The 545-nt window shown below is 60.0% G+C and carries 1 protein-coding gene; it reads left to right on the top strand.

All coding sequences use genetic code 11. The features are described from left to right. The coding region (locus AC1D0P_RS27810) for an ATP-binding protein (protein ID WP_477679681.1) at positions 1–545 on the top strand (545 nt) is incomplete at both ends.

Genomic DNA, 545 nt, shown 5'->3' with positions numbered 1-545 from the left:
GATCTCGCGCGCGAAGTGATGGAAGCCAAGCGCGAAGCCAAGGCTGCCTTCGGCAAGGATGAGGTCTACCTCGAAAAGCTGGTCGAGCGCGCCCGCCATGTCGAAAGCCAGGTGCTGGGCGACACGCATGGCAATGTCGTGCACCTCTTCGAACGCGACTGTTCGGTTCAACGGCGCAATCAGAAAGTCGTTGAGCGTGCGCCGGCGCCCTATCTCACCGAGGAACAGCGCGCCGAGCTCGCCTCCTACTCGCTGAAGATCGCCGAGGCTACCAACTATATCGGCGCCGGCACCGTCGAATATCTGATGGATATGCAGAGCGGCAAATTCTACTTCATCGAGGTCAATCCGCGCATCCAGGTCGAGCACACCGTCACCGAAATGGTGACCGGCATCGACATCGTCAAAGCCCAGATCCATATTCTCGACGGTTTCGCCATCGGCACGCCGGAATCGGGCGTACCGAAGCAGGCCGATATCCGGCTCAACGGCCATGCGCTGCAATGTCGCATCACCACCGAGGACCCTGAGCAGAACTTCATCCC

The organism is Polaromonas sp. P1_G2 (assembly GCF_056405515.1).
This window is presented reverse-complemented; position numbering and strand designations above follow the sequence as displayed.